At 45.7% G+C, this 22,534-nt stretch carries 17 protein-coding genes and 1 tRNA gene; 8 read left to right on the forward strand and 10 right to left on the reverse strand.

What is annotated here, in order from left to right:
- Positions 1–21: 21 nt before the first annotated feature.
- Both HGT73_RS00340 and fes read right to left on the reverse strand, forming a co-directional pair.
- Positions 22–3,993, reverse strand: a complete 3,972-nt coding sequence (locus HGT73_RS00340; protein WP_244968384.1) for an amino acid adenylation domain-containing protein — start codon at positions 3,991–3,993, stop codon at positions 22–24.
- Between the two features lies 1 nt (position 3,994).
- Positions 3,995–5,224, reverse strand: coding sequence for an enterochelin esterase (gene fes / locus HGT73_RS00345; RefSeq protein ID WP_241608012.1), 1,230 nt, complete (start codon positions 5,222–5,224; stop codon positions 3,995–3,997).
- 214 nt (positions 5,225–5,438) lie between these two features.
- On the opposite strand from fes, the gene HGT73_RS00350 reads away from it, so the two are divergent.
- A complete protein-coding gene (locus tag HGT73_RS00350) occupies positions 5,439–7,784 on the forward strand; it encodes a TonB-dependent siderophore receptor (RefSeq protein ID WP_214211616.1) in 2,346 nt (781 codons plus the stop codon).
- Positions 7,785–7,851: 67 nt separating this feature from the next.
- Here HGT73_RS00350 and dacB read toward each other — a convergent pair whose 3' ends face one another.
- Positions 7,852–9,285 (reverse strand): serine-type D-Ala-D-Ala carboxypeptidase, encoded by a 1,434-nt coding sequence (gene dacB / locus HGT73_RS00355; RefSeq protein ID WP_214211618.1) that lies wholly within the window; start codon positions 9,283–9,285, stop codon positions 7,852–7,854.
- A 241-nt stretch (positions 9,286–9,526) separates the two neighbouring features.
- Between dacB and greA the strand changes: the two genes are divergently transcribed.
- Entirely contained in the window at positions 9,527–10,003 is a 477-nt protein-coding gene (greA, locus tag HGT73_RS00360; protein ID WP_214211619.1) for a transcription elongation factor GreA, read from the forward strand.
- Positions 10,004–10,157: 154 nt separating this feature from the next.
- On the opposite strand, the gene yhbY is transcribed toward greA, so the two are convergent.
- Entirely contained in the window at positions 10,158–10,451 is a 294-nt protein-coding gene (yhbY, locus tag HGT73_RS00365; protein ID WP_214211621.1) for a ribosome assembly RNA-binding protein YhbY, read from the reverse strand.
- Positions 10,452–10,576: 125 nt separating this feature from the next.
- Here yhbY and rlmE point away from each other — a divergent pair, with 125 nt between their 5' ends.
- The 6 genes from rlmE to HGT73_RS00395 all read left to right on the forward strand — a co-directional run bounded on the left by rlmE (position 10,577) and on the right by HGT73_RS00395 (position 16,156).
- A complete protein-coding gene (gene rlmE / locus HGT73_RS00370) occupies positions 10,577–11,206 on the forward strand; it encodes a 23S rRNA (uridine(2552)-2'-O)-methyltransferase RlmE (protein ID WP_214211623.1) in 630 nt (209 codons plus the stop codon).
- Between the two features lie 56 nt (positions 11,207–11,262).
- Positions 11,263–13,173, forward strand: a complete 1,911-nt coding sequence (ftsH, locus tag HGT73_RS00375; RefSeq protein WP_214211625.1) for an ATP-dependent zinc metalloprotease FtsH — start codon at positions 11,263–11,265, stop codon at positions 13,171–13,173.
- Between the two features lie 99 nt (positions 13,174–13,272).
- Positions 13,273–14,106, forward strand: coding sequence for a dihydropteroate synthase (gene folP, locus HGT73_RS00380; protein ID WP_214211626.1), 834 nt, complete (start codon positions 13,273–13,275; stop codon positions 14,104–14,106).
- A 3-nt stretch (positions 14,107–14,109) separates the two neighbouring features.
- Complete coding sequence (gene glmM, locus HGT73_RS00385) at positions 14,110–15,444, forward strand: phosphoglucosamine mutase (RefSeq protein WP_214211628.1); 1,335 nt, start codon at positions 14,110–14,112, stop codon at positions 15,442–15,444.
- Positions 15,445–15,705: 261 nt separating this feature from the next.
- Complete coding sequence (gene secG, locus HGT73_RS00390; protein WP_048911398.1) at positions 15,706–16,041, forward strand: preprotein translocase subunit SecG; 336 nt, start codon at positions 15,706–15,708, stop codon at positions 16,039–16,041.
- A 28-nt stretch (positions 16,042–16,069) separates the two neighbouring features.
- Positions 16,070–16,156: transfer RNA gene (locus HGT73_RS00395), tRNA-Leu, on the forward strand.
- 156 nt (positions 16,157–16,312) lie between these two features.
- On the opposite strand, the gene HGT73_RS00400 is transcribed toward HGT73_RS00395, so the two are convergent.
- Genes HGT73_RS00400 through arnC form a run of 6 tightly spaced genes read right to left on the reverse strand, consistent with a single transcriptional unit; the run spans position 16,313 to position 22,531 of the window.
- Entirely contained in the window at positions 16,313–16,690 is a 378-nt protein-coding gene (locus HGT73_RS00400) for a DMT family transporter (protein WP_214211630.1), read from the reverse strand.
- Positions 16,687–17,025 (reverse strand): 4-amino-4-deoxy-L-arabinose-phosphoundecaprenol flippase subunit ArnE, encoded by a 339-nt coding sequence (arnE, locus tag HGT73_RS00405; RefSeq protein WP_214211631.1) that lies wholly within the window; start codon positions 17,023–17,025, stop codon positions 16,687–16,689. The genes HGT73_RS00400 and arnE overlap by 4 nt, the downstream gene beginning before the upstream one ends.
- Positions 17,022–18,674 (reverse strand): lipid IV(A) 4-amino-4-deoxy-L-arabinosyltransferase, encoded by a 1,653-nt coding sequence (arnT, locus tag HGT73_RS00410; RefSeq protein WP_214211632.1) that lies wholly within the window; start codon positions 18,672–18,674, stop codon positions 17,022–17,024. Before arnT ends, arnE begins: the two co-directional genes overlap by 4 nt.
- Complete coding sequence (gene arnD, locus HGT73_RS00415; protein ID WP_214212076.1) at positions 18,665–19,579, reverse strand: 4-deoxy-4-formamido-L-arabinose-phosphoundecaprenol deformylase; 915 nt, start codon at positions 19,577–19,579, stop codon at positions 18,665–18,667. Before arnD ends, arnT begins: the two co-directional genes overlap by 10 nt.
- Entirely contained in the window at positions 19,569–21,551 is a 1,983-nt protein-coding gene (gene arnA, locus HGT73_RS00420; protein WP_214211634.1) for a bifunctional UDP-4-amino-4-deoxy-L-arabinose formyltransferase/UDP-glucuronic acid oxidase ArnA, read from the reverse strand. The genes arnD and arnA overlap by 11 nt, the downstream gene beginning before the upstream one ends.
- Positions 21,552–21,571: 20 nt before the next feature.
- Positions 21,572–22,531 (reverse strand): undecaprenyl-phosphate 4-deoxy-4-formamido-L-arabinose transferase, encoded by a 960-nt coding sequence (gene arnC, locus HGT73_RS00425; RefSeq protein WP_214211635.1) that lies wholly within the window; start codon positions 22,529–22,531, stop codon positions 21,572–21,574.
- Positions 22,532–22,534 lie beyond the last annotated feature (3 nt).

Raw genomic sequence — 22,534 nt, forward strand, 5'->3', positions numbered from 1 at the left:
AGGCCTTAGCCTCCTTAAGAACTAGCGGATGAGGTTTTTTAGGCGGCGGTTAATTTCAGGGCCAATAGTTTCAAACATTTTTGGCGAAATAATCTCCACATGGGCACAATCAATGGGAACAATATCCAAGGTGTGAATAAAAGGAGCCCACGCCTGTTGTGCACTCAATGAGGGCTGTACCGTTTTTAAGGCTGAAAAGAGGGTCGCTTGCCCCTTGGTTTGACGGCTTCGAGCCGTTGTGAGTAAACGGACAGAGTGGGCATAATTTGCTTCAATCTGATCGAAAAGATGAGCAAGCTCTTCCCCTGCTTGCTGGCGTTGACTCTGTACGAACTGCTCCCGCTCGCGGTTGACCTCTTCGATGACCTGAGCATCGAGTACGTTTTTCCCCTGTTTTTCATCCCAGTTCTGTGTTTCCGGCGGCCAAGTATCCAATAGACCTAGGAAAGCGACTTCTTCGCCACGCGCTTCGAGCCGTGAAGCGATACCTTGTGCTAAGGTTCCCCCCAATGAATAGCCAATAAAGTAGTAAGGGCCTTTAGGTTGATCTGCCAATAGGGTTTTGAGATGGCGTTCGCAGACATCGTCAATATGCTGGCCCTTGCCTAGCGCGCCCTGTTCATCGGGCGATTGGATACCAATGATCGACCAAGTTGGGTCGAGGTAGCGCTGTAATATACTAAATTGCCACGCGAAGCCGGAAGCGGGGTGGAAACAGTAAAGCCGAGGCCCGTTAGTTTGGCGAAGTGGCAGGAGTGTTTGTAGTCCACTATTTTGCTGTTCAGGATTTTGTTGGATCAGCTGCGCCAATTTTTCTACCGTTGCATTGACCATCACATGTCCAACGGTCAGTGGATAATCAAGTTGCTTACGAACTTGCGCTGCTAAGCGCATGGCTAAGAGTGAGTGCCCCCCTAAAGTAAAGAAATCTTGAGTCGCACTGACGTTCGGTAACTGCAAAAGGTCGGCAAAGAGTTTGGCTAACGAAACCTCTATTTCTCCCTTGGGAGCACGCAATGTGGCATTAGGGTCGAGCTGTGGCATCGGTAAGGCTTTACGATCTAACTTACCGTTACTACTTAACGGAAATGTCGAAACAGGAATAATGACGATGGGTACCATGTGCGGCGGTAAACGATCGGCGAGTTGTTGGCGTAGCTGATCAGTCTCTTGTGGGGTTTCAGTGATAATGTAGCTCACTAACTGTCGGTCATCAGCCAGTCCCGAGAGATTTTGGTTAAGGCTGACCGCGACTGAAGTTGCTTGTTTTATACCAGGTAATGAGAGGAGAACGGCATCAATTTCGGATAGTTCGATGCGTTGTCCACGAATTTTTAGCTGATCATCATTTCTTCCTAGATACTCAATTTCCCCATTTGGTAGACGCCGGGCGATATCGCCACTGCGGTATAAGCGCTGGGTAGCATCCCAAGGTGCAGGCATAAAACGTTCAGCGGTTAACGTCGCACGTCCTAGATAGCCTTCAGCTAATTGAACTCCCCCTAACCATAGCTCGCCGGCGATGCCATAGGGGACAGGTTTACGTTGGCTATCAAGAATATGTAATTGAGTATTCCACACTGGCCAGCCAATCGGTACGCTATGCCCTGTCACTTCAGCCAATTCGCGGCCAAAAGCGGGGAACCAGCTGACATCGACAGCCGCTTCTGTTGGACCATAGAGATTATGGCACGGGATAGCCAGTGTGCGTTCCCATTGTCGTGCCAGCGCGGTAGGGAGGGCTTCACCACTACAAAATACAAGACGTAATGTTTGCGGTAATACGTCAATAGCAGAATTTGTTAAGCTCTCTAAAAAAGCGGCTAACATCGATGGGACGAAGTGAGTAACCGTTACTCGTTGTTCAATCATCACTTGCTGTAACCATTCAGGATCACGATGGCATTCCGGAGGTGCCATAAACAGTTGTGCACCAGTGAATAGTGGCCAGAAAAATTCCCAGACAGATACATCGAAGCTACTAGGTGTTTTTTGCAGTACAACATCTTGCGATTGGAGGGGATAGTGATTTTGCATCCACTTCAAGCGGTTGACGATCGCTCGATGACTGACTAAAACGCCCTTTGGTCTTCCGGTTGACCCAGAGGTGAAAATTAAATACGCACCTTGTCGTGGGGTTGGCGCGGCAATGCAAAGAGAGGCAGTCTCCTCAAATAATGATTGATAATAATAGTGAGGTGTACCGCTAATTTTCTCAAAGCGTGTGCATAACGCTTGTTCAGTAATGATAAGACGAGGGGTGGAATCTTCTAACATCATCGCCAGGCGATCATCGGGATAACCTGTATCCAGTGGCAGCCAGATGGCCCCGATACGGACGATTGCCTGCAATGCCAACGAAAGAAAAATCGAGCGAGGGAGGGCGACGGCAACGATATCGCCGGCTTGAACGCCTCGACTCACTAGTTGGTTCGCTAATGCATCAACTTGCTGCCTCATCTCCGCATAAGTGAGTGCGTACTGCGAGTCTGCTAAGGCAGTACGGTCGGGGGTTTGCTCACACTGCTGAGCGATTAATGACCATAAAGTCTCGTCACTCAGTGTCACCTCAGTGGCATTGACAGCGGTAAGTTGCTGCTGTTCTTGTTCAGTAAGAAGATTAAGATCACGCAAGGGTAGCGTCGGTTTTTGTATTAACTGCTCTATAATCAGTGGGATGCGTTGAAGATGCTGAGAAAGTTCTCGTGCATCGTAGCGATTTTTATTGGCCAAACACTCTATCGTGATAGCCCCTTCGGCATTAATGAGTAAAGCAATTTCGATATCTCGCACAGGTCCTGAGGCGAGATGCTCAGTAGTCACCGATTGACCTTCAAAGACTAAATCATAATCGAAAAGTTTGACGTTTAATACCGGGCCAAATAGTGGCGAGTTATCACCAGTAAGCCCAAGGTCACGGCTAATCTGTTCTGCATCATAGCGCTGGTGGCGACGATTTTTCTTAATTTCTTTACTTAAAATGTTCGCAAACTCGGCAAATGAATAGGTGGGTTGATAGCCAATACTCATCGGGAGAACATTAATCACCGGGCCGATGGCGCTGAGCGCCGTAGAACCCATCCGGCGCATAAAAATAAATCCAGCGCTAAAAGGCTGTTGCCCCGTCAGATGTGCCAGCCAAGTGCTAACAAGTGTTATGGCCCCTTCGACAGGGGTTAATCCCTGATCGGCTAGGTGTTGATAAAGGGGGGCAAGCGTATGGGCCGGAAAAGTGATGTGCTGGCGTATCACTTCTGGACTGGCAATCGCTCCATTAAGCGGAGTTTGCGCAAGGCTTAAGGGATCGGGCAGTTGTGAGACTTTCTCCTGCCAATATCGTTTATCCTTTTGGTACGTCGCACTTTGTTGGTAGGCGATATACTCTTCAACCACTTCATTAAATGACGTGAAAGGTGTCGCAGTTAAAGGTTGTTGTTGCCGTAAATTCGCATAAATCTCACTGATCCGTTTAGTGATTGCGACAAAACTAAATCCATCAACCTGTAAATGGTGATAGCGCTGATACCATATCCACTGCTCTTCATTAATCTGTAGGAGAACCTGCCTAATCGGGGCACCTTGATCGGTAATACGTAAAGGGCTATCAAGATCACGTTGAATTAAAGATTTTGCAGTATCAAGCGCTTTTTTCTCGTTACGTAAATCGATGCATTCTATGTAAATAGGGGTCGGCTGATCTGGAATTTGGTATATTTCGCCCTCACACTCTTCAAAGCGAAAATGTAAGGTATCCGCCTCTGCCAGACCTTGCTGAATAGCTTGTTTCATCACAGTGATATTGAGTGTGCCCGGTAAGGTAATCGCGTGGGCAACAGCGAAAGCGTTATGGTAAGGAGAAAGCTGTTCAGCAATCCATATTCCCGGTTGTGCGGCAACGAGCGGTAAGCGACTCACCGGTAAAGATGGTGACACATTCTTTGTGCTATTACTTTTAACTAACTGTTTCTCTATGACTTCTTCGATGTTAATCATATTATTCATCCTGCCATAACGCTTGTAATCCACGTAATAAACTTCCCCGCCACCAAAGTGCATCGTGCCCACCTTCAACATAACGCAATTGATGGGGGATATGGTAATGGCGCAACCACTTTTCCATTTCTTGGTTAGCCTCACAAATCAATTTTTCTCGGCGACCCGCTTCTAAAATAATATGTCGTGGGGCCAAAGGGGGAGCATGTTGTTGTAACTGCTGAATCAGGTGGCCATTGGCTTCGCCTCGGTGGGGCCACCAAAATGATCCGGATAAACTGAGGGCTTTTCCGAAGTGTTCAGGCCAGTTTAAACAGGCATAGACGGAGGCTAACCCACCAAAACTTTGCCCGGCAACGAGAGTTCGATCTGGCTGAGGCCGCCAGTGTAGAGTTTGACGGATTAAAGGCAATAGCTCTTCATGAATCGCTTGCCAAAAATTGGGATTGCAAGGGTATTCTTGTCCACGATGTTCGCGATCGATAATATCCGGCATGATGTACAACGCTGGCGGAAGTCGCCCAGCATCAGTTAATTGCTGTAATGGGCCAGCAATAGGCATAGTATTTGCCCAAAATTGACCATCTAGTAGTAGTGCTAGGTGTTGATGCTGCTGATCGGCCGGACTTGCGGTGCTATACCACCATACTTGGCGTTGGTTGCCCAATCGGGCGCTTGTCCAAGTCATTGATTGCAATGTGATCCCAGAGTGCTCGCCCTGATCCCACGCTGCCCATTCTCTTTGAGGGGGAGCATCCGGCATATGCAATGGCGAAACTGCCATTCCTCGTCCCGCAGACCACGAACGTAACCCATTCAGTTTATCATGCTCAGCTTGCCGAAATTGTTCTCGCCACCATTCACGACGCTGAAAGGTACCGTTTTGGGGTCCGCTAATTTTGTCGCAGCCATCTGGGATAAGGCAATAACTTCCCCGCCAATCGGCAGGCAAGGTAATGGTGATATACCAGACGTCCGTATTGGCGTGATGTTTAAGCGATACCGGTGGATTGGGCTGATGATGATCAGTCATCCCCGTAATGTTGATCCAGACAGCGCGCACTGGTTTTGTTTTGTCTTTGACTATCGGTTGGCGCCAAAGGAAAGTCACGTCGCATTGCTGAGGGTTAATTCGCTCAATACGCGGAATTCCATGCTGTTGCTGTCGTTGCCACCATGTTTCAGAACCGATATCAGAGGTAAACCATTCAGGAATAAGCATTTGAGTCATTATCTTTCATAAAAGTTATCAGTAGATAGCCATTAGGATCGCGATTTGTTGATAATAGTATTGATAATTATTTGCATCTGCAATAGATTGCAATATCTCTTTACGTAGTTTGTGATTTATTGCCGTCTTTATTGCAATTTTGAACAAATAGTAAAGGACTCTATTACTTTTACTTTCATACTCAGCGTTAGCCTAGGGAACTGGGATTATAAAAATGACAAAATTATCATTTCTTTCTGCTGCAATTTGTTTTGAACTCGGTAGTTCATTATTAATGTATGGTTTACCCGCTTCTGCCGCGTCTATCGATACTACAACTAATAGCTCAGCTTCAAAAGAAACCTCTGCAGAGGCCGTAGCAAGTAAAAAAAGCGAGCGTACACTCTCTACAGAAGATGAGTCGCATAATTCTATTGTCGTGACCGCTCGCCAGCAAACGCTGCAAGCACCGGGTGTCTCGACAATCACTGCGGACGCTATCCGTAAACATCCACCGGCTCGTGATGTCTCGGAAATTATTCGTACAATGCCGGGAGTCAATTTAACCGGTAACTCCACCAGTGGTCAGCGTGGCAACAATCGGCAGATCGACATTCGAGGTATGGGGCCGGAAAATACCTTGATTTTAATCGATGGGCGTCCGGTCAGCAGCAAAAACTCGGTACGTTATGGCTGGCGCGGAGAACGCGATTCGCGTGGCGACACCAACTGGGTACCGCCGGAAATGATCGACCATATCGATGTTATTCGTGGGCCTGCGGCGGCACGTTATGGCAGTGGGGCGATGGGTGGCGTGGTCAACATCATCACGAAACAAGCGAACAAAGAGTGGCATGGCTCTTGGAATGCTTACTACAACGTCCCACAACATAAATCTGAAGGGGCGACGAAACGAACCAATTTTAGTTTAATGGGCCCAGTCAGCGATAGTTTAACTCTTAGTATCTGGGGAAATATCGATAAGACGCAAGCCGATGCATACGATATTAACCAAAACCACTCTGAAGCACGAACGGGGACTTATGCAGGTAGCTTCCCTGCGGGTCGGGAGGGGGTGAGAGATAAAGATCTCCACGGTAAACTGAATTGGGAATTTGCCCATAACCAACATCTTGAATTTGAAGCAGGGACTAGCCGTCAAGGTAATATTTATGCGGGTGATACGCAGAATACTAATACGTCTGACTATGTGAAAAGTCAGTATGGCAATGAAACCAATCGTATTTACCGCCAAGATTACGCCTTAACCTGGACTGGAGTTTGGGATAACGGTGTCAGCACCAATACTTATGCACAATATGAAAGAACCCGAAATTCAAGGATCACCGAAGGACTAGCCGGTGGAACAGAAGGGATCTTCAATAATAATGCCGGGTTCTCTGATATTGATCTGACCGATGTACTGCTGCACAGTGAAGTCAGTATTCCGTTTACGGCTTGGGTAGACCAGAACCTCACCTTGGGGACTGAGTGGAACCAGCAGAAAATGAAAGATGGTACATCTACCAGTCAAGCGCTTACCGGTACTAATACCGGAGGAGCGATCAGTGGTGTCGGCACGAGCACTCGTTCGCCGTATTCTCAAGCGCAGATCTTCTCTATGTTTGCTGAAGATAATATGGATGTGACCAACTCCACGATATTGACGCCAGCAATTCGTTTTGACCACCACTCGATTGTGGGAACAAATTGGAGCCCATCACTTAACCTAACTCAGCAGTTAACCAATGAGTGGACGTTAAAGATGGGGATTGCGCGTGCCTATAAAGCCCCTAATCTCTATCAAACTAACCCTAACTACATTCTTTATAGTAAAGGACAAGGTTGCTACGGTAGCTCCAGTACCGGGTGTTATCTACAAGGGAATAGCGACCTCAAAGCAGAGACTAGCGTCAATAAAGAGATCGGCCTGGAGTATAAAGACCTTTCTGGACTTCAAGCAGGTCTGACGTATTTCCGTAATGACTACCACAATAAAATTGAATCTGGCACAGTGGCTAGCTCAATCAATAGTAAAGGAACTCGTCTTTATAAATGGCAAAATGTCCCTCGTGCGGTCGTTGAAGGGTTAGAAGGGACATTTAATGTTCCTGTGACCGATACGGTCACTTGGAATAACAATATGACCTGGATGCTACAAAGCAAAGATAAGACCAATCATGATCGTTTATCGGTGATCCCACAGTTTACGCTTAATTCTAACTTAGCATGGCAAATACGCCAGGATCTGTCTGTGCAAGCGACCTGGACGTGGTACGGTAAGCAAAAACCGAAGAGCCTTAATTACCAAGGAAATAAAGTCAGCTATCCGGACACTCGAGAAGTTAGCCCATATAGTATCATTGGCGCGAGTGCGACGTGGGATGCGACTAAAAATGTGAGTATTACAGCAGGGATCGACAATCTGTTTGATAAACGTCACTTCCGCGAGGGTAATGCACAAACTACCGGCACTATTAACTCAAAGACAGGTGTCACAAGCTACCTATACGGTGCGGGTGCCTATACTTACAACGAGTCCGGTCGAACCTTCTATATGAGTCTTAATACACACTTCTAATAAAATATGCACAGCGACTGCACCCTAAAAGTTGGAGACCTCACTGAGTAAGGTGCAGTTTTTATGGCTAATAATTACGATATAAATCACTATAGAGTCGGCTCTCAAACCGGACTAAAGGGACTCGTCTGGTTCGTTGATCCTCGGGAGGTACGGCATAGCCAGAGAGGTATTGTACAAAGGCAATACGCGTTCCGCGTGATGTCGTTAAGAAGCCTGCTAAGTTATACACTCCCTGCAGCGACCCCGTTTTTGCAGAAAGTTTTCCATCGACGCCCGCCTCATGTAATCCGCCACGATATTGTAATGTTCCATCGTAACCGGCTAATGGCAGCATGCTGATAAAATCAAGCGTCGTGTCATTTTTCGCGATAAATTGTAGGGCCTGCATCATGGTATCGGGGGCGACAAGATCATGGCGCGATAGGCCTGAACCATCGACTTGAATAGTATTCCCCATATCGACGCCGGCTTTCTCGCGTAAAATTCGGCGCACAGCATCCGATCCTGCTCGGTAAGTTCCAGGTACATTAAAATAGTGATGACCAATGGTACGAAAAATAGTATCTGCAATCATGTTGTCTGATTTTTTCAGCATAGTATGCAGGAGATCGTGTAGAGGTGCTGACTGTTCGATAGCCAGTACCGTAGTCGGTGAGCTTGGCTGCGTTTGGCGGACTAAGTGCCCTTGGTAGTCAATATCGGCTTTCGTTAATTCGTCACGAAGAATCTCACCGGCCCAAGCAGCGCCGTCTTGTACTGCAAATGCCAAGGGCAGGGGGTCATTACGTTGACGCAAGCAGCCGGTTAGGGTGTAGCGGTTAAGCTCGCCGGGATTAACATCCAGTTCACAGTATTGTGCTTCGCCAGAATTAGGGGCGAGGGTCTTTACTTCGCTATACATATGAGCAGGATAATAAGACGCGATACGAATAAACGCATTTTCTCCCGGTGTTTTTGCACTATAGAGTGAAATAGAAAAACAGTTCTTATCGATAATCGCCGCTGCAGGGGGAGCACTAAAACATTGGGTTAAATCATTCCACGGCCAACCCGGTGCCATATCATGGCTGGCGAACACTGAGGTATCGATAACCAGATTCCCTTGAATGTGGGTAACACCTTTTTGTTTGAGTTGAGCGACCATGTTACGTAAATCTTGACGGGTAAAGGTAGGATCGCCGCCAAAACGTGCGACTAAATCACCTTGTAACGTATCCCCTGATATTTTACCGCTACTTTCAAAGGTCGTTTGAAAACGAAAGTCCTTCCCGAGTTCCAACAGTGCAGCCAGTGCGGTAAAGACTTTCATTGTACTGGCCGGCAGTGCCATTTGTTTTCCGTGATAATCGACAATCGGTGTTGTATCGCCTACCCTTTGCGCCAAGAACGCGAGATTGGTACCATCAGGAAGGTATTGGGTATATTCCTCGATAGGCGTTGCGGAGGCTTGAAGCGTTACCCCAAAGGTAAGTGCTATGATGAGTCTTGAAAGTCGCATAATCTCGGCGTCATTAATAATGGAACCCGCAATACTACGTCCCCTTGAGGGGCAAAGTAAACGATGATCCGGGCGGAACTCTCGGGTAAAATATGTATCAAACTGAAAAATTTACTCGTCTTGGGTGGCATTACTATCTGAGACGGGGTTGTTTTGTTTCAAATTTATGTGCGGCTTAATACGTTAAGCTAGTCATGAATCAGGATGATTGACTGAATAACAGAATAATGAGGAGTAGAAGATGAGCCAAATTCCAATGACTCTGCGTGGTGCAGACCAGCTACGTGAAGAGCTGAATGAACTGAAAAATATTAAGCGTCCTCGTATTATTGCGTCTATCGCTGAAGCGAGAGAACATGGTGATTTGAAGGAAAATGCTGAATACCATGCTGCCCGTGAAGAGCAAGGTTTTTGTGAAGGGCGTATCCAAGAGATTGAAGCAAAATTATCTAACGCACAAATTATTGATGTGACGAAAATGCCTGCTACGGGACGCGTTATCTTTGGGGCAACAGTTACCGTTTATAATACCCATTCGGAAGAAGAAGCAACTTACCGTATTGTTGGGGACGATGAAGCTGATTTCAAACAAAATTTAATCTCCGTTAATTCACCGATGGCACGTGGTCTGATCGGTAAAGAAGTGGATGATGTGACGGTGGTTAAAACACCGGGTGGTGATGTGGAGTATGAAGTGATTAAGGTCGAATACCTGTAATCAGCAGAATACGATGATATCTCGCGATTGTTATGGCTTTTCGCCATTTCGGTCCCGCAAGGGTGATTAACCGTGCTAATATATCTATAGGAAAAGAAAAAGGCTGTAAAACAGCCTTTTAACTGGATATAAAATAATGTTATTTTTTCCAGAATTAGCGCGGTAAAGAAATTTTCTTTTCTTTAGAAGGACGATAGAGCACCAGCGTTTTACCGATAACTTGAACTTCGACTGCTGAAGTCTCGCGAACAATCGCTGCCACAATCAGAGCTTTCGTCTCTCGATCTTCAGTTGCGATTTTGACTTTGATCAGTTCATGGTGTTCTAAGGCTTGATCAAGCTCAGCGAGAACACCTTCGGTTAATCCATTGTTGCCTAACATCACGACTGGCTTCAGTGGATGGGCGAGACCTTTTAGGTGCTGTTTTTGTTTAGTACTTAGATTCATCGTATTATTTACTTACTCAGGGATTGAAAACAGGTCATTGTACCGCCATCTCTAGTATATCGCCAAATCTACGCAGCATTTTGCGTAATGATTTATCACTGCGATACAAAAATGTTGGAAAAAGTATGACGGGAAAAAAGCGTTCAGCCAGCTCGAGTCGCTGGTTACAGGAACACTTTAGCGATAAATATGTGTTACAAGCACAAAAGAAAGGTCTACGTTCGCGGGCTTGGTTTAAACTAGATGAGATCCAACAAGGTGATCGGCTATTTAAACCTGGTATGACGATTGTAGATTTAGGTGCTGCACCCGGTGGTTGGTCACAATATGTGGCTGAACAGATTGGGTCAACAGGCCGAATTATCGCATGTGATATATTACCTATGGATCCGATTGTTGGTGTAGACTTTCTTCAAGGTGACTTCCGTGAAGAAGCTGTACTAAAAGCGTTGCTCGATCGTGTGGGTGACGGTAAGGTGCAGGTAGTAATGTCAGATATGGCACCGAATATGAGTGGCACTCCTGCGGTGGATATTCCTCGCGCGATGTACCTCGTAGAACTCGCACTTGAAATGTGTCGCGATGTTTTGGCGCCAGGTGGTAGTTTTGTTGTAAAGGTGTTTCAGGGAGATGGGTTTGATGAGTACCTACGCGAAATTCGCTCCCTATTTACGAAAGTCAAAGTTCGTAAGCCAGATGCTTCGCGTTCACGTTCTCGCGAAGTATACATTGTAGCGACTGGGCGCAAAGTATAGCTCCCTACGCTTTCTGTTAACATCGTTGTAAATAAGAGGTTAATCCCTTGAGTGACATGGCGAAAAACCTAATTCTTTGGTTAGTTATAGCTGTAGTGCTAATGACTGTGTTCCAAAGCTTTGGGCCCAGCGAGTCAAATGGCAAGAAAGTTGATTATTCAACTTTCGTGACAGAAGTGAATCAAAATCAGATTCGCGAGGCGCGTATTAATGGGCGTGAGATTAACGTAACCACAAACGATAGCAATAAATACACCACGTATATTCCTGTCAATGATCCACAATTACTGCAAAATCTTTTATCTAAAAAGGTAAAAGTTGTAGGTGAGCCACCTGAAGGTCAAAGTTTGTTGACCTCTATCTTTATCTCTTGGTTCCCGATGCTGTTGCTGATTGGTGTATGGATCTTCTTTATGCGTCAGATGCAGGGAGGCGGTGGCAAAGGTGCCATGTCTTTCGGTAAAAGCAAGGCGCGCATGTTGACGGAAGATCAAATTAAAACCACTTTTGCTGACGTTGCAGGTTGTGATGAAGCGAAAGAAGAAGTCAGTGAGCTGGTTGAGTATCTCCGTGAGCCTTCGCGTTTCCAAAAGCTGGGCGGGAAAATTCCTAAAGGCGTACTGATGGTTGGTCCTCCTGGTACTGGTAAGACATTACTGGCCAAGGCAATTGCGGGAGAAGCCAAAGTTCCTTTCTTCACTATCTCGGGCTCAGACTTCGTCGAAATGTTCGTCGGTGTTGGGGCTTCACGTGTTCGTGATATGTTTGAACAGGCGAAAAAATCAGCACCTTGTATCATCTTTATCGATGAGATTGATGCGGTTGGCCGTCAACGTGGAGCAGGGTTAGGGGGCGGTCACGATGAACGTGAGCAAACACTAAACCAAATGCTGGTTGAGATGGATGGCTTTGAAGGGAATGAAGGAATTATCGTTATTGCGGCGACTAACCGTCCTGACGTACTCGATCCTGCATTGTTGCGTCCTGGCCGTTTTGACCGTCAAGTCGTTGTTGGACTTCCTGATGTACGTGGCCGTGAGCAGATCCTTAAAGTTCATATGCGTCGTGTTCCTCTGGCAACAGATATTGATGCCGCGATTATTGCTCGAGGCACGCCAGGTTTCTCTGGTGCTGATCTAGCAAACTTAGTCAATGAAGCCGCGCTATTTGCTGCACGCAGTAACCAACGTGTTGTGTCGATGGTTGAATTTGAAAAAGCGAAAGACAAAATCATGATGGGTGCAGAACGTCGCTCAATGGTGATGACAGAAGCCCAAAAAGAGTCTACCGCTTACCACGAAGCAGGACATGCCATCATTGGTCGCTTAGTGCCGGAGCATGACCCTGTGCATAAGGTCACGATTATTCCTCGTGGTCGTGCCTTAGGTGTCACCTTCTTCTTACCTGAAGGGGATGCGATCAGTGCTAGCCGCCAGAAATTGGAGAGTCAAATTTCGACGCTTTATGGCGGACGGTTGGCTGAAGAGATTATCTATGGTTCAGAGAAAGTCTCTACTGGTGCTTCAAATGACATTAAAGTAGCGACAAACCTTGCACGCAATATGGTCACGCAATGGGGTTTCTCTGAGAAATTGGGACCTCTACTGTACGCGGAAGAAGAAGGTGAAGTATTCCTCGGCCGTTCAGTGGCGAAAGCGAAGCATATGTCTGACGAAACTGCGCGGATTATCGATCAAGAAATTAAACATTTGATTGATAGTAACTACCAGCGGGCTCGCCAACTGCTTAATGAGAACATCGACATTCTTCATACAATGAAAGATGCACTGATGAAATACGAAACTATTGATGCACCGCAAATCGATGATTTGATGGCACGCAGAGAAGTTCGTGCTCCAGCAGGATGGACGGAACCAGCAGTGAAAGAGGAAGAGTCTGTTGCGCCACCGCAAGCGGCTCGACCAGTTGATGCCCCAGAGAATAATGATCCCGGCAATCCAATGTAGTGTCTGAATCATTCGATATGTAGTGTCAGTTCGCGCTACAATAAAACCCCGCTAATGCGGGGTTTTTTTTTGCATCGATAGAGTAAAAGAGGAAATTGAATGAAATTGCGTGCCAGAGGGAGCGAACTTGATCTCTCCTTTCCCCATATAATGGGGATCTTAAATATGACTCCTGACTCTTTCTCTGATGGCGGCCGTCATAAGACGTTAATTGATGCTATTACTCATGCCAATCAAATGGTTATTGCTGGGGCGACTATTCTCGATATTGGTGGAGAATCTACTCGACCGGGCGCCGACGAGGTTACTGTGGATGAGGAGTTGGCACGTGTTATTCCTGTCGTTGAGGCTCTCGCCCAGCGTTTTGAAGTCTGGATCTCAGTCGATACCTCAAAACCGGAGGTCATCCGTGCCGCCGCCGCCGCGGGCGCACATTTGATTAATGATATTCGCTCGTTAAGCGAGCCCGGTGCCCGTGATGCCGCTGCACAGGTCGATCTACCCGTTTGCTTGATGCATATGCAGGGTGAACCTAAATCGATGCAACATAATCCTAATTACCAACACATTATCGAAGACGTGGATAGCTTCCTCTCCACTGAGATTGAAAATTGTATCGCAGCGGGTATTCGTCGAGAGAACCTATTAATCGATCCCGGTTTTGGTTTTGGCAAAACACTACAGCATAACTACGAATTACTCGCTAAGCTGGGGCATTTTCATCATTTTGATTTACCATTGTTAGTAGGAATGTCTCGAAAGTCTATGATTGGTCAACTCCTTAATGTGGGGCCAACACAGCGGTTGAGTGGTAGTCTGGCCTGTGCAGTCATCGCCGCAATGCAGGGAGCACAAATCATTAGAGTGCATGATGTTAAAGAAAGCGTTGAAGCGATACGCGTGGTTGAAGCGACTCTCAGAGCAAAAGGATAATCCATGAGTGAACGTAAATATTTTGGTACCGATGGTATTCGCGGTAAAGTTGGTGAAACACCGATTACCCCTGATTTTGTTTTAAAATTAGGCTGGGCGGCTGGAAAGGTACTTGCTGGGCAAGGATCTAAAAAGGTCATTATTGGTAAAGATACCCGTATATCCGGATACATGTTGGAATCTGCACTGGAAGCTGGACTGGCAGCGGCCGGATTATCCGCCGCTTTTACAGGCCCAATGCCGACACCTGCTATTGCCTATTTAACACGGACATTCCGTGCAGAAGCAGGTGTTGTGATTTCGGCCTCGCATAATCCCTTTGATGATAATGGCATTAAGTTTTTCACTACCGAAGGGACGAAACTCCCCGATGAAGTGGAAGCCGCTATTGAAGCCGAAATGGAAAAAGTTATCACCTGTGTACCCTCTGCAGAACTCGGTCGAGCGAGTCGGATTGTGGATGCCGCGGGGCGATATATTGAGTTTTGCAAAGGTTCGTTTCCGAGTGAGCTGAGTTTAAATAGTTTAAAAATTGTTGTCGATTGCGCGCATGGTGCAACGTATCACATCGCGCCGAATGTTTTGCGTGAGCTCGGTGCTGACGTGATTACCATTGGTGTTTCACCAGATGGTATGAACATCAATAAAGAGTGTGGGGCAACTGACTTACGGTTACTTCAGCAACGTGTTTTGGCCGAAAAGGCCGATTTAGGAATAGCACTCGACGGTGATGGCGATCGTATTATGATGGTTGACCACCTTGGTAATACCGTAGACGGCGATCAAATTCTTTATATCATCGCACGCGAACGCTTACGCCAAGGTAATCTTCGTGGGGGCGTTGTAGGGACCTTGATGAGTAATATGGGTCTTGAGCTGGCGCTGAAACAACTTGGTATTCCTTTTGAACGTGCAAAAGTCGGCGACCGCTATGTATTAGAAAAACTTAAAGAGCAATGCTGGTTTGTTGGGGCAGAGAATTCTGGACATGTGATCTTGCTTGATAAAACCACAACGGGTGATGGCATTATTGCTGGACTACAAGTGCTCGCCGCCGTGGTTGGAAATAAACTATCGTTACATGATCTCTGTAGTGGAATGAAGCTCCTACCACAAGTTCTTGTCAACGTTCGCTTCTCGGCGGGCAGTGATCCACTACAACACCCAGACGTAACTGCCGCATTGCATCAAGCTGAGCAACAGTTAGCCGGCCGTGGTCGGGTTTTATTACGTAAATCGGGAACTGAACCTTTGATTCGCGTCATGGTAGAAGGCGCCAATAAAGACGAAGTAACTGCTTTGGCCCAAGGGATTGCGGATATTGTCGAGCGCTTATAGTCTGCGGTGCGAAGAGAGTGGTGGTGACTTTTCATTTTTTTAGCGTCGCTGAAGGCTGTGTGATCTCTTCAGTTATCGCTATTTTTGATCTGTACTACCGTAAGCTGCTGTTTTTTTCCGCGATCAAATACCGCAACGTAAATTGCACTTGCAGAGTCCGTTGCCTTTGGTTAGTATTCACATCCACTTCAGGGGAGTTCTTTCTCTATGAAGGTAGATGCGTTTTAAATGTACGATTATGTACAAGGAAACAGGTTAATTATGTACGAAGCTCTTTTAGTTATTTTCCTGCTGGTCGCTGTTGCGTTAATCGCTATGGTGATGCTACAGCAAGGTAAAGGCGCTGATATGGGAGCATCTTTCGGTGCAGGTGCCTCTGGAACATTATTTGGTTCAAGCGGTTCAGGTAATTTCCTGACACGTATGACCGGTATTCTTGCTGCGCTGTTTTTCATTATTAGCCTGGTGCTTGGTAATCTAAACAGTAATAAAACACATAAAGGCAGTGAGTGGGATAATTTGAGTGCACCAGCAAAGTCTGAGCAAACTCAACAGCCAGCGAAAACCTCTTCGCCAGCAAGTGATATCCCGCAGTAACGCCAAACTGATTGCAAGTATCAGCAGTGCCGTGGTGGTGGAATTGGTAGACACGCTACCTTGAGGTGGTAGTGCCCAATAGGGCTTACGGGTTCAAGTCCCGTCCTCGGTACCAAATATTGAGAAAAAAGACGCTAAATTAGCGTCTTTTTTTGTTTTTGAGAAAAAAAGGGTAATGAGTGCCATCAATACCGGATTTGTAATGACACCCTCAATAATCGCAACCTCTTCATGCTTTGCTAGGTTACCCCAAGATATAACAATGAGCGGATCAGTGATTATTCCTTTTTGTCCCCACGATGAAGTAAACACCCGCGACAATTAATCCTAAGCCTAAAAGCGACTGCCAACTTAATTCTTTTTGTTCTTCTGGGAGCAAAAAAGAAGAAGCCCATACCAATATGTAACTAATACTCAGTAAGGGGTAAGCTTGGGAGAGGGGGAGGGAACGTAATGCTTGCGTCCAACTGAATACGGATAAAAAATAGCAACCCAAGCCTAATAATAGATAGAGTGTTTCTATTTTCCCACTGAAAAGCCATGTGGGCGATAGTAGCGTAATACCACTACGGTAGGCAGCTAGACGTAGTAAAATCTGGGCAAGCGTGACTAATCCAATACTGGCAATTATCCAGTAATACTTTTTCAATATGTCGCTCCTAATAACACTGTTCCGACGATGATGAGCAATATGCCTAACCATTGTCGCGGAGTGATCCTGTCATGCCATAGCAAGCGAGAGAGTAAGGCGACCCATAAATAATTAAGACTTAATAAGGGATAGGCTATACCAACCGGAAGTACAGATAATACGCATAGCCAGCACAACATGGCGATAGCGAGTAGCCCTAATGCGACAAGCATCCAAAGGTAAAAATGGTAACTTGGTGAGTGAACATGATGGTTCATGGCTGCTTGTTTTTGACACAATTGTGCCATGCCGCTCAGTACACTCGTTAATAGTAATAACCCCCAAACCTTCATTGTGGAAAATACTGAATTAAGATCACTTTACCCTGTTGTACGTAACGATCAGCAGGTGGAAGTGCGGGAAGCGTTTTTGTATTTTCTAATTTAAGGAAAAGCGAGATTGTTCCTGTTTGTCGATGCTGAGTAAGCCATTCTGGAAATTGTGCCAAAGATACATATTTATGTTGTGCGTCAGCATAGTTGAGCCCGTAGCTTAATTCACCGTGATTATTGAGCATCATCACGTCACTCCGCTGTAGTTGCCATGCGATACCTGCAGCCATCCCCACATCATTACTTAAAACAAACTGACTGGTACGTAGCGTTATAAGATGAGGTTTGAGAAAAAACTCTGGGGATTTTGTTAGTAAGATTTTCGTCGGTATGACCGAACCAAACGTTAGGGCTATACCAATTAAGCAGCTAGCAATCAGTTGCCAGTAGCATTGAGTAATATTGAGAGCTAGATAGGCGCAGAGCCACCAGAATGCAAAGGCAAGCATAGCCAACAGCGGTTTTGAGGGCTCAGAGAGCAGCCAAAGTGGCTTATTCAGAGGCCCCCAAGGGGATACAATAATGATCGCAATGATCATGATGCTGGCAAAAATGAGGTTTATCCAAGCATTTATACGCAAAATGGAACATTTTTTTTCTAAACTGTCATACAGATAGCGTGCAATAAGTAGCGACAATGGTGCAAAACAGGGCAGTATGTATGTCAGTAATTTCCCATTCGCCAAGCTAAAAAAGAGCAATGGCATTAAGGCCCAGGCTAATAGATAGCCGCCTGTTTTTTGACGATCTTGCCATCCCTGATATAACGCACCCGGTACCAGTCCTAGCCAAGGAAGTGAACCGGCAATTAACCACGGCAAGTAATACCAGAAAGGAGCATTGTGTTGTGCATTACTTTGGGCAAAGCGTTGAATATGCTCTACCCAAAAGAAATAGTTCCAAAAATCAGGCTCTTGCCGGGCAATAATTAAGCTCCAAGGGAGCAGAGTTAATAAACAGCTGATCATCGATATAAAGCTGTAAACAATGATCTCTCTACGCCGTGATGTAATGAATAACCAAGGCATAATACTGACTACGGGGAGTGCTAGCGCAATAAAGCCCTTGGTCATCACACCCAGTCCACAGCAGACCCCTAAACAAACATAGTAAAATAGTTTATCGCGTCGACACGGGGCGTTGTGGGCAAACCAGAAGCTCACCATCGCACCTACCAGCCAGAGTGAAACGATAGGATCCAATACGGCATAAGTCCCGACACCGTAGACGAGAAATAGACTCAAATGAATCACGGCTGTTAAATAAGCAATCAGGCGGTTACGCCACAAAGTCCATGCAAAATAAGCACAAAGGAATGTTGTTAGCAATGTTGAAGCGATAGCTCCGAACCTAACGGCAAAATGACTTTCGCCAAATAACCATTGCCCAATGCTATTGATCCAATACCCCATTACGGGTTTCTCAAAATAACGAATGTCGAGAAAATGAGGGACGGCCCATTGTCCTGTGGCTAACATTTCACGACTAATTTCAGCATAGCGTGTTTCATCGGGTTGCCAGAGTAATCGACCATTGATAGGAATAAAATAATAGATGATCACTAAGGCAAAAATAATAATGAGTGATGAACGGTAGCGGCTCACGAACATTGTTCCCTTAGTTGCTGATGACCCACCCAGCCTTCTCGCCCGGGGAGAGATTGACGAACAATAGTTCCTAAAGGTAACTGTGTGATATCGTCGGGAATCAGTTCACCCAGAGGACAAAACTCAATACCTTCTTCGGTAGCTAGTTGTAATAACTGTTTAAAATATGTTGATGCAACAAGCCCTTCGACCTCTGCATGGATGGTATAAACGGGGTTTCCGCCCGCACGATGAATAGTATCTAATAAATAGCGATTAAACGCTGAGGCGGACAGTGTTCGACCCACTACTTCATCCCATGTTGGCAAGGTAACAGGAATTTGTATTGTGCTGATATCTGAAGATAAATATTGGGGTCTAAATAAGCCGACACCCCGGCAATCGCTCTGGTAGCGTAATCCAAAACGTTGTTGACTCTCAATGACTTGCTGGTCAGCTCGCCATCCAGGGGCAGCTGAACACTCGACAGGGCGGTCAATAATACGCGAAAGTTCGTTAAGGCCTAGGGTGAATTGCTCGTGTAACTGTTCTTCACTCCAGGTATCGATATGGGTTTGCCAAGCGTAGTGATCCCAAGCGTGCAAGCCAACCTCATGCTTATTGGCGGCTGCACGAATAATGGCTTCACATTCTTGACCGATTTTTTTACCCGGCCAGCAGGTTCCTGCTAACAGAATATCCCACCCATATAGCGAGGCTGCGCGAGAACGGATCATTTTTGCTAGGAAAGCCGGTCTGATCAAGCGCCAAAGGTGTCGGCCCATATTATCTGGGCCAACACTGAAGAAGAAGCTCGCTTTGCAGTGGTACTGGGATAAATCCTTAAGGAGGGCTGGAACACCGTAGCGTGTTCCGCGTAAGGTATCGACATCGATTCGTAACCCTACGCGCTTTACATTATTTTTCATCATCATTAGGCACAATTGAACGAAGGAAAAAATCAAGGGTACGTTCGATAGTTTGTTCTATAGCAATCGTCGGTTGCCAATCAAGGTAACGTTTTGCGTTAGTGATACTTGGTTTACGATGTTCGACATCTTGGTAACCTTCGCCGTAATACTGGCGACTTTCAATTGCTTTGAATCCAGCAAACGGCGGAAAGTGATGGCGTAAAGGGTGCTTTTCAAAGCTAGCTAAGAGCATCTCGGCAAGTTGGCGTATACTGACTTCATTATTCGGATTACCAATATTGATGATTTTGCCATCACAGGCATGGTCGTTGTTCTCAATAATACGAAATAGTGCAGAAATACCATCTTCGATATCGGTAAAACAGCGTTTTTGTTGCCCGCCTTCAATTAATTTAATCGGTGTACCTTCGACTAAATTAAGAATTAATTGTGTAATGGCGCGCGAACTGCCGATGCGTGCTGCATCAAGACTATCTAAACGTGGCCCCATCCAGTTAAAGGGTCTAAATAGCGTAAATTGCAGCCCTTGCTTATCACCGTAGGCCCAAATGATTCGGTCGAGTAATTGTTTTGATACGGAATATATCCAGCGTTGTTTATGTATCGGGCCGACAATGAGAGAGGAATGGTTTTCATTGAATTCATCGTCGGTGCACATCCCATAAACTTCTGAGGTCGAAGGAAAAATGACTCTTTTCTGATACCTGACACAGTCACGAATGATTTTTAAATTTTCTTCAAAATCGAGCTCAAAAACCCGTAGTGGGTTACGGGTATATTCGATAGGTGTTGCAATGGCGACTAAAGGCAAAATAATGTCACATTTCTTGATATGGTATTCAATCCATTCTGAGTGGATACTGATATCACCTTCCACAAAATGAAAATGAGGGGAGTTAAGAAAACGTGCTATTGCTTCCGAGCTGATATCTAAGCCATAGACATCGTAATCGCCCGCAGCCAATAGTCGCTCGGTCAGATGGTTTCCGATAAAGCCATTTACCCCCAAAATCAGTACTTTTCGCCGTCTTTTTTTCCGTTCAGTGGGAGCGAGTTGTAAACATGAGCCAACGACTAATCCTAAATGCTCTGCAAGCTGGACGCCTTGCATATAGAGGCCTTGTGGTGTCTGGCCAGTAATAATCTCTAGCGCATTTTCCTGACAGGCAATACGTAAGGGTGAAAGGGATAAAACTGTTCCTGGCTTTTTACCATGCTGACACGGATAGATAGCCGATTGCCAAACTACTAATGGGTTATTTCCCACATAACTGAACGCACCGGGCCAAGGTTGGGTAACTGCCCTAACCAGATTATGTAATTGTTCAGCAGATTGAAACCAGTTGAGCCGCCCATCTTGGGGATTTCGGTGTTGATAATAAGTGGCTTGCGTCTCATCTTGCGGGTAAGCGGTATAGTTTCCTTGAATAATAAGCGGTAACGTTTCTTGTAAAAGTACCCTCGCAACATCACACATTTTACGGTGCAGAGTTAATGCATTATCCTCGTCATCAATCTTAATCGGATATTGTGCAATGATTTCTCCAGCATCGGCACGTTTGACCATGCGATGTAGGGTTATCCCCGTTTCTTTTTCACCGTTCGCGATGGCCCAATTGAGTGGTGCACAGCCGCGATACTGAGGAAGTAACGATCCATGTAGATTGAATGCTCCGCAAGGGACACTATCAATGATTTCTTGTGCGAGCAGTTGGCGATAATAAAAAGAAAATATTACATCAGCCTTATATTGCGTTATTTTTTCAATCCATAAGGGATGGTTAATATTTTCAGGTGCATAAACTGGAATTCCATGTGTTGCTGCTAACTGAGCGACAGAATCAAAAAAGATATTTTCATTCTGATTATTAGTATGTGTAAATATTGCGTCTATAGAAATGCCGGTGTCGAGTAAAGAACGAATCCCTGTGCAACCAATATCGTGATAAGCAAATACGATAGCTTTCATTAATAATATTCCTTTATTTATTATTTCTTATTTGATTTTATCGTCTTTTGGATAAAATAACGGGGCCTAGCTCTGACATCATTATAAATTCGACCGATATATTCGCCGAGCAAGCCCATTCCAATAAATTGAGCACCAATAAAAATAAAAAGCAGTGCGAATAAGATAAATACACCTTCGGCTGACCATTGTGGGCCGATAATGAGTCGCATAACGATCAAGAAAAGAGAACAGAGGAAACCCATCAATGCGATGATGCCACCAAAAATACTGAGCAGTCGTAAGGGGGTTGTAGTTATGCAGGTCACTAAATCGAACATTAGATTAATGAGCCGCATGGTGTTGTACTTAGATTGCCCAAATTCACGCTCTGCATGCTTCACGGGAATTTCAATAACGCGGCGTGCGAAGGTGTTAGCAAGCAGTGGGATAAAGGTACTTCTTTCGTGGCAGCTCATCATAGCATCAATAATATGGCGCCGATAAGCCCGTAACATACAGCCATAATCTCCCATCTGTTGACCGGTCGATCGCTGAATTAAGTGATTAATTATTCGAGAAGCCGTTTTACGAAAGCGGCTGTCTTGACGATTTTTACGCACTGTTCCGACGACGTCATAACCTTCTGCTGCCTTTTTGACCAAACGAGGGATCTCTTCCGGAGGGTTTTGTAAATCTGCATCAAGAGTAATGATCAGGTCGCCCTTTGCTTGACTAAAACCAGCCATTAATGCCGAGTGTTGCCCATAATTACGATTTAGGAAAACCGCAGTAATGATGTTTTCACTTTTACAAGCGGCTTCGCTAAGGAGCTGTGCGGAACGGTCGTGACTGCCATCGTCGACCATAATAATCTCGTACGAATAATCCAGGCCTTTGCATACAGCTACCGTACGAGCAATTAACTCTTCTAGGCATAGCTCCTCATTATATACAGGGATGACCACGGATATGAGGTGTAGTGGGGAATGAGTTGACATAGT

The sequence above is a fragment of the Rosenbergiella australiborealis genome (genome assembly GCF_018494035.1).
GTDB classification, from domain to species: domain Bacteria; phylum Pseudomonadota; class Gammaproteobacteria; order Enterobacterales; family Enterobacteriaceae; genus Rosenbergiella; species Rosenbergiella australiborealis.

Bases quoted from the DNA above. Each gene is read 5' to 3' on its own strand.
- arnD (WP_214212076.1), bottom strand. From the start codon at position 19,579: ATGAAAAATAATGTAAAGCGCGTAGGGTTACGAATCGATGTCGATACC.
- rlmE (WP_214211623.1), top strand. From the start codon at position 10,577: ATGACGGGAAAAAAGCGTTCAGCCAGCTCGAGTCGCTGGTTACAGGAA.
- arnA (WP_214211634.1), bottom strand. From the start codon at position 21,551: ATGAAAGCTATCGTATTTGCTTATCACGATATTGGTTGCACAGGGATT.
- yhbY (WP_214211621.1), bottom strand. From the start codon at position 10,451: ATGAATCTAAGTACTAAACAAAAACAGCACCTAAAAGGTCTCGCCCAT.
- HGT73_RS00350 (WP_214211616.1), top strand. From the start codon at position 5,439: ATGACAAAATTATCATTTCTTTCTGCTGCAATTTGTTTTGAACTCGGT.
- greA (WP_214211619.1), top strand. From the start codon at position 9,527: ATGAGCCAAATTCCAATGACTCTGCGTGGTGCAGACCAGCTACGTGAA.
- glmM (WP_214211628.1), top strand. From the start codon at position 14,110: ATGAGTGAACGTAAATATTTTGGTACCGATGGTATTCGCGGTAAAGTT.
- fes (WP_241608012.1), bottom strand. From the start codon at position 5,224: ATGACTCAAATGCTTATTCCTGAATGGTTTACCTCTGATATCGGTTCT.
- arnT (WP_214211632.1), bottom strand. From the start codon at position 18,674: ATGTTCGTGAGCCGCTACCGTTCATCACTCATTATTATTTTTGCCTTA.
- arnE (WP_214211631.1), bottom strand. From the start codon at position 17,025: ATGAAGGTTTGGGGGTTATTACTATTAACGAGTGTACTGAGCGGCATG.
- dacB (WP_214211618.1), bottom strand. From the start codon at position 9,285: ATGCGACTTTCAAGACTCATCATAGCACTTACCTTTGGGGTAACGCTT.
- secG (WP_048911398.1), top strand. From the start codon at position 15,706: ATGTACGAAGCTCTTTTAGTTATTTTCCTGCTGGTCGCTGTTGCGTTA.
- ftsH (WP_214211625.1), top strand. From the start codon at position 11,263: ATGGCGAAAAACCTAATTCTTTGGTTAGTTATAGCTGTAGTGCTAATG.
- folP (WP_214211626.1), top strand. From the start codon at position 13,273: ATGAAATTGCGTGCCAGAGGGAGCGAACTTGATCTCTCCTTTCCCCAT.
- HGT73_RS00340 (WP_244968384.1), bottom strand. From the start codon at position 3,993: ATGATTAACATCGAAGAAGTCATAGAGAAACAGTTAGTTAAAAGTAAT.
- arnC (WP_214211635.1), bottom strand. From the start codon at position 22,531: ATGTCAACTCATTCCCCACTACACCTCATATCCGTGGTCATCCCTGTA.